Below are 7,079 nucleotides of genomic sequence, written 5' to 3'. Positions count from 1 at the left end.
TGGTATGATACTAGATAGGGATATTAATTCAAGTATTAATATTTTTAATAAACACAATAAAAATAAAACATTGAATTATAAAAATATAAATCAAGTAACTACTCTACATTTTCATTTTGGAAAATTAGTTGCTTGATTTAAAAAAGAGAGGTGAATAAAAGTACCGTTGGCTTGCGGTATAGCATTGTAGAGATATGCTATTATGTACACTAATATTTGTAAAAATATTGAGTGTATGAATAAAATCTATAATTTTTATATATTTATTTAGATTTTTATAGATTTTATAAAGCTGTTTTATACTGCTTAAGTAATGTTGTTACAATAATGTTTAATAAGTTAAACTTTACATTTAATAAAACATTAATGTTTTTAATGCCTTTAATGTATTTAACCACAATTTTCAACAATAAAATAGCTTTATTTTTGTTTATATTAATTGTTTCTCTAATAAAATCTAAAATTAAACCATTTATTAATAATTACGTATTAACCCATTCAAAAAATAATAAAGCTTATAATATGTCTTTTGTTAGCTTTATATATAATATAATGAACGTTATATTTATGGTTTCGTTATCAAGAATAATTTATTTCTTTGGGTTTAAAGTTGGAATGATTGGTATTACTATTCTTACTTTTCTATTGTTAATTTATTTATATGAAAAAAGTAGTACAAGTTATAAAATGGAACTTATGAAAGAAAGTGAGTAATTTAGTAAATAGCCTTTAGAAGTAAATGTTTTTTATCACTTTTTTCAAATTAATTGATGTGATAAACTACCTTTATCAGTAAGTAATTTTGAGTAATTAATGCTTGGGAGATGTAAATATTTTATTTAGAATTTCTAATGATAATAACATCTATTATGCAGGAATGAATCAAAGTTGATAATGGAGTGCGTTGTGAATATAAAGAAGAAATAGCTTGATGGAATTTGAATAGAGAGATAAGGAGACGGAAAATATTTACAATGAAATTATTGACATATTTGTGATGGTATGGATAGAATAATAACTGTGACAAGCTTGTTGGATATAATACCATTTATAATGGAGGAAATTTTATGAAAATAGGATATTATGCTATTTTTGATTACAATGAGTATGATGAAAAAGAAGAAGCTTATGGAATATCTATATCATTTCCAGATATACCTGAATGTATAAGTTGTGCTAGATCAGAAGAAGAAGGGCTTTTAATGGCTCAAGAAGCTTTAAAATTGAACACATTAACGATGCAAGTTTATGAGTTACCTAAAATGACTCCGTTAAAAGATATAAATTTAAAAGATAATGAAAAAGCTTTTTTTATATCATACAATACTGAAGATATAGATTTGTCTGAATTTACCTTTTATGATGATGAGGGAAATGTAATATTTTTACAAAGGAAATAGAATTAAAATAGAATATAAGAGGGTTAGGCTTTATAAAGAGTTATTGAATGGAGTGAAAACAAAGTTATATGAAAATAGTAAAAATTTATCAGGGAGTCAGAAACAAAGGATAGCTTTAGCTAGAGTTGTTTTGTCAAATGTTGATCTAGTTATTTTGGATGAAGCTACCTCATGATATATTTGTTGCTAGTTATGCAACGAGAATTTTATTTTTAAAGGATGGACGTATACATTATGAATTAATTAGAGGGGATAAATCTCATAAAAAATTTTATAATGAAATTAGTGAGGTTATTTCTTCGATTGGAGGAGCATAATGACATACATAAAATTATCTTTAAAAAATATTAAAAAAAGTGTTAAAGATTATGTTATGTATTTTTTAACAATGTTTTTAATAGTGACATTTATATATGCTTTTATTTTTATTGCTATATCGGATGATATAATTTCTTTAGCACAAAATGTAAAAGCATTGACATATGTAATTTTGAGTTTATCAATTTTTATTTCTTTTATTTGTGCTTTTATGGTATCACATGCAATCTCCTTTATTTTAAATCAAAGGAAAAAGGAGATTGCAATTTATTTACTATTAGGGATGGATAGGAAAAACGTTTGCGTTTTGTTTTTTATTGAGAATTTTATATTGAGTATAATTTCTCTGATTTTGGGAATAATTACCGGAAATTTTTTGGCAAGTATACTTATAAAAGTAATTTATAACATATTTGAAATAGAGTATTGTTTTGTTATAAGTTTTTCCAAAATTGCGATGATAATAACTATTTTGTTATTCTTTTTAATCTATACAATAGCGATTAAAAAGGCTGTTTCAATAATATGGAAAGAAAAAATTATTAGTTTACTATATGACAATAGAAAAAATGAAAAATTAGAAAATAAAGATTTCAAAATTATAATTTTTAGACTAATGACGGGTTTTTTTGCTTTGATTTTTGGAATTATTTTTTTATATAAGACAGCTGTTACTCAAACAAATATAGCAATACTATTTTTAGCAATTGCAGTATTTTTACTATTGCTTGCAATATATCAGCTATATTGTGTTTTACCGTTCCTTTTAATGTTTATGATGACTAAAAATAAAAAGTGGTATTATAAAAATACAAATTTGTTTCTTTCTGGACTATTACGTAGGAAATTTCTAACATCTGGAAAAGTTATGGCTATTGTTGCAGTTTTATTATCTGTATCCTTAGCAGCAATGCTTATTGGATTAATAATGGGTATGGGATATAAAGTAAATATTAAAGCAGAATATCCTTATGATATTGCAGTTGCAATAGATGCAAAAATTAAAGACTTTGATGAAGTAATTAAATTTGTGGAACAAGATTATCAAATCAAAGACACTGTATCATATTATTTGTATCGGGATTATAAGTATAATATTGATATTTTAGCGTTGACTGACTATAATTCTCTAAGAGAACAACTTGGTTTAGATAAAAAGACTTTGAATAGTAACAGTTACATAATACACTGTGATACTCCAAAATATTTAGATGCTATTAAAAATGAAATTATACAAAATAAAGATATTGTTTTAAATGGAACAACATTACATGGTAATTACATATATACAGAACCAATGGAGCAATATCGTATGGCAGGTAGTAATGGTTATGTGCTTGTAGTTCCAGATGAAATAGTAAAGGGATTAGTCACTAACAAATCAAGACTAGTTATTTCATTGGAAACAGAAGGGAAAGAAGAATTACGTGATAGTTTAAATAGATTTATACGTAACAAGTGGAATCCAGAAATTATAAGTCCTGTCAATAAAAATATTACAATGAGTATCAGTGTTAAAGCATGGGGAATAAAAAATTCGTTATCAGGCTTTATTACTATTTCGTTTAGTGGCTTGTATTTATGTATAATTTTTATTATTTTGTCTGCTACATTGTTATCATTTGAACAACTTTCTTCTATTGATAATTCTAAAAAATCATATTCAGTTTTAAGTCAACTAGGTGTTTCTAGGAAGGAACAAAAACATTTGGCCTTTATGGAATCAGCAAATTTGTTCTTTTTACCAATGATATTGCCAATTATTTTTATAATAATTATGGCTATTTCTGGACAATATTTTTTGAGTAATTATATAATTTCTGATAAGATAGTACCTATTAGCTTGGCAATTACATTAGGTGTATTTACTTTTTTTTATTTAACATATTTTATGATTACTAATATTATTTATCAGAAGAATATTTTTCAAGGATAGTTGAAATTTATTGTTAGTAAGTTTGATAGCGAACTTTCTTACTAGGGTAACAGCAACTTTAAAAAACAGTAAAACAAATTTTTGTTAGGGGGGTAAAAGGAGGTAAACTTAATTTTTATATGAGAGATATTATCATCTTTCTATTAAAACACATGTGGAGTGCGTTGTGAATATAGAGAAGAAATAGGTTGGTTTTAAAGGTTTTTAAGTGAATATTGATGATAATGTCTGATGGAAAAAAGATAATAGTAGGATTGCTTGATGGAACTTAAATAGAGAAATAAGAAGATTTTAAGTATTCATCACTATAAATCTCCAAGCAAAAATAATACTTTTTGTTGATGAACATAAAATATATCTAGAAAAGATTTGACTTTTTTCTAAGTCTAACAAGTTAATAGTTTTAATTGATGATTGTTTAAAGTTAAAGATAGAAGTACCATCATATAGTTCTTTAGCAAGTGTTTATAAGCTATTATTTGAGAATTTCCGCCTTTTTATTAGTAGAAATATTATCACAACAATGTAGTGAAATGGACTATTAAAGCTTTTGAGTATTTTGAAAGTAGAATTAGATAATTTTATGAAAAGAGATGATGTATATGGAAAAGTATTATTGTCCTATATGTGGATATAAACTGAAAGAAGAGTTTAGGATGAGCATTATTTGCCCTTGTTGTGGAAATGAAAGTGGATTTGAAGATGATATTTTATTTGATGAATTAAAAGAATTTTCATCAAAAGATTTTAAAGTTGCAAAGGTAGATAAAGATGAATTAATAAAAAAAGGTATAGAGCCGATACCTATAAAAATAGCATATCGTTTATTAAGAGCAAAGTGGATTAATAAAGGATGTAAATGGACATATAATTCTAAAAATGAAAGGCCAAAAGATTGGGGAATTGATAAAGCAAAAGAGCAGCTTAAAAATATTGGCGTAGATATTGATTATTGATAATAATGCTTATGATAACGATTAATAACGTTTTTATTACCATGCCATTGACGATAAAGATACTTGGTATTGGTGGAGAAGGGTACTATATTACTTATGGATGGCAATTATGGGTTGGGAGAATTATTCTATTGGTAATGAGTTATATTGCATTTAGACTGTCTACGAATAAATTGAATGAGGGATTGAAAAATGGATAGGTACATGTGAATTTAATAAGTATGTATTAGATTAGACAGGAGGGAGTTATGTATAGTTTTAAAGACTTTAAAAAAGATTTACTAGTAGGTCGAGAAATTGAATTTAAATATAACGAAGAATTATATTCAATATCTAATTCATCTAAAGGATGGGCTTTGTGTCATAACAATGAAATAATAGGTAATTACTTTAAAGATATAAATTATTTAATAAATTATATTGAACAAGTTAAAATAGGTAACAAGTACTTTAGAGAAATATTTGAACAAAATGAATATGAAAGTTTATATATCTTATAGTTTTTAAAAGTACAACGAGACAGTCTTTCTGTGTCAAATTATCAGATAAAAATGGAAAGGTGTTAGGAAAGTAATGGAAAGAATATTAGAGCTTATTGAAACATTACAAAGTAGTGAATCTTATCATTTTATTGATGTTTTACCTGAAACAATCAGCCATGCTGGATATTTTGAATTGGAAGAATATCTTCTAGTAAATTGTTTAGATGATTTTAGTCAAAAGATTTGTCGAATAATAATTAAATTGATCACTTATTATGATGCTGAAATTTATTTAACAGAGTTTCCTGAAGAAAAAAGTAGATTGAAATTTTATGAGTATGAATATAAAAATATTCGCTCAAAATCGTTGCAAGAGATTCATAAAATAATTTCATATATCATAAAAAATGGTATTTCATCGGTTCAAATAATCTTCCCCAAAAAAAATATTCTTGTTAGTATACATGGTGAATTTTCAGTAGCTATATATGGAGAGAATGAAGAAGTATTAAAATTAGTAGAAAAACTTGTTAACCAAGAGAATTTATTTTTGAGAAAGAGTATTAGTTAATGGTTGTAGTAAACATTATATAAAAATAAATATACCATACTATAAAAAGTCTAGTAGATAGCAAATTTATAGGTTCTACTAGACTTTGAAATTTTAATATTTACTTTAATAAACAGCAGAAAATTTTGTAAAATAAATAATATAATCAAAAACTATATTGTTGATTAATTGAGAAACAGTATCTGTAACATAAAAAAATAAATGATAGTATATGGAAAATTAGCGATGCATGGGTAAATAAGAAATAAATAGAACATTATTTGAAAGGTCATGATGTGCAATGGATTTAGATAAATTAGATAGAATTATAAAAAATGAAAAATGGGAAAAATTTGCAGAGTTTCTTTATGCTATTAATGAAGATTATTTAAAAATAGTTGGGAAATATGATCTTTTCAGAATTTCTTTTTACACTTGGTATGTTATGGCAGAATGGGGAATATTATCACCTAAATTAGAAAAATGTTTAGACCAAGCAGAAAATATATTAATAGATGCCTTTAAAATAGCAACAGAGAAATATTCAAATGACGAAGATTATTTGTGGTTTTATGGTTATTTAATTAATGTTTTTCCAGAACACTTTTTATCAATATATTCTGATTATTTAAAAGCAGAAAATGTAGGGAAACAAATGTTAAATATGGCTTCACAAATGCAATATACTTTAGCAATTATCTTTAATGAAAAGTTTTTAGAAAAAGATGTATTAGAAAGTGGGAAAAAAGACTTAGAAAATATGTTTGATAAAAGTACAGAAGCATATGATTATTTTATTACAATGATAGAACTGATAGAGTCTGAGAATAAAAAATAGAATACTTTCAATAGAAATACATAAAATGTTTTCCATTCGAGAAAAAATAGATAAACTTTCATTCTGAATGCATGGGGGGAAAAGGGGGTAAACTCCTATTATTTCTGCGAAATACTATCATTTTTCTATCAAAACACACGTTGAGTGCGTAGTATTGATTAAAAGAAAACACAGCTAGAAAATGTTAAAATTTCAACGAAAATAGAGGTTTTGTAAAAAATGTATATATTCCCTTGAACGAGGATAGAAAGCAGTAAGCCCGCAATAAGAATGTGGTTTTTTTATTTTTTTTTCGGTTCTTTGTCAAATAGTGTTGGTAAATAGAATCATAAAATTAATTGTTGGCCGTTTAAAACCGAATAGGTTTTAGACGGCTTTTAACCAATTAATCCGTTTGTATAATCACATTCAAATGTATTTTTTATATAGTTTTTATATTTTTTAATAGATTTAATAGATGTTTTCATGTAATCAGATATATCTGAATGATTATTGTTAAGAATACTTTCAAGTAATTGATAATTTTTTGTTTTAACAGCATATAAAATACTTTGATAAAGGTTGTATGAAACTTTTAGTTCAGAATTATATGGAATTTA

At 25.1% G+C, this 7,079-nt stretch carries 7 protein-coding genes; all 7 read left to right on the top strand.

The annotated features are described in order from the left end of the window. Positions 1-1,067: 1,067 nt before the first annotated feature. Positions 1,068-1,400: a type II toxin-antitoxin system HicB family antitoxin gene (locus BUA19_RS07005; protein ID WP_072725089.1), complete on the top strand. Its 333-nt coding sequence runs from the start codon at positions 1,068-1,070 to the stop codon at positions 1,398-1,400. A 52-nt stretch (positions 1,401-1,452) separates the two neighbouring features. Further along, positions 1,453-1,575 (top strand): ATP-binding cassette domain-containing protein, encoded by a 123-nt coding sequence (locus tag BUA19_RS12070; RefSeq protein WP_330389028.1) that lies wholly within the window; start codon positions 1,453-1,455, stop codon positions 1,573-1,575. A 141-nt stretch (positions 1,576-1,716) separates the two neighbouring features. Then, positions 1,717-3,654 carry an FtsX-like permease family protein gene (locus BUA19_RS06995; protein WP_072725087.1) on the top strand — a complete coding sequence of 646 codons (1,938 nt, stop codon included), beginning with the start codon at positions 1,717-1,719 and terminating at the stop codon, positions 3,652-3,654. Between the two features lie 602 nt (positions 3,655-4,256). Beyond that, complete coding sequence (locus tag BUA19_RS06990; protein ID WP_072725085.1) at positions 4,257-4,610, top strand: hypothetical protein; 354 nt, start codon at positions 4,257-4,259, stop codon at positions 4,608-4,610. A gap of 248 nt (positions 4,611-4,858) precedes the next feature. Beyond that, positions 4,859-5,110: a hypothetical protein gene (locus tag BUA19_RS06980; protein ID WP_072725081.1), complete on the top strand. Its 252-nt coding sequence runs from the start codon at positions 4,859-4,861 to the stop codon at positions 5,108-5,110. A gap of 73 nt (positions 5,111-5,183) precedes the next feature. Beyond that, positions 5,184-5,663: a hypothetical protein gene (locus tag BUA19_RS06975; RefSeq protein ID WP_084601979.1), complete on the top strand. Its 480-nt coding sequence runs from the start codon at positions 5,184-5,186 to the stop codon at positions 5,661-5,663. 280 nt (positions 5,664-5,943) lie between these two features. After that, positions 5,944-6,480, top strand: coding sequence for a hypothetical protein (locus tag BUA19_RS06970; RefSeq protein WP_072725079.1), 537 nt, complete (start codon positions 5,944-5,946; stop codon positions 6,478-6,480). The last annotated feature ends 599 nt before the right edge of the window (positions 6,481-7,079 follow it).

This window comes from Tepidibacter thalassicus DSM 15285 (assembly GCF_900129915.1).
Classification (GTDB): Bacteria; Bacillota; Clostridia; order Peptostreptococcales; family Peptostreptococcaceae; genus Tepidibacter; species Tepidibacter thalassicus.
The sequence above is the reverse complement of the archived record's forward strand: the minus strand, read 5'-3'. Positions and strand labels throughout refer to the sequence as shown.

Bases quoted from the DNA above. Each gene is read 5' to 3' on its own strand.
- BUA19_RS07005 (WP_072725089.1), top strand. From the start codon at position 1,068: ATGAAAATAGGATATTATGCTATTTTTGATTACAATGAGTATGATGAA.
- BUA19_RS06995 (WP_072725087.1), top strand. From the start codon at position 1,717: ATGACATACATAAAATTATCTTTAAAAAATATTAAAAAAAGTGTTAAA.
- BUA19_RS06990 (WP_072725085.1), top strand. From the start codon at position 4,257: ATGGAAAAGTATTATTGTCCTATATGTGGATATAAACTGAAAGAAGAG.
- BUA19_RS06980 (WP_072725081.1), top strand. From the start codon at position 4,859: ATGTATAGTTTTAAAGACTTTAAAAAAGATTTACTAGTAGGTCGAGAA.
- BUA19_RS06975 (WP_084601979.1), top strand. From the start codon at position 5,184: ATGGAAAGAATATTAGAGCTTATTGAAACATTACAAAGTAGTGAATCT.
- BUA19_RS06970 (WP_072725079.1), top strand. From the start codon at position 5,944: ATGGATTTAGATAAATTAGATAGAATTATAAAAAATGAAAAATGGGAA.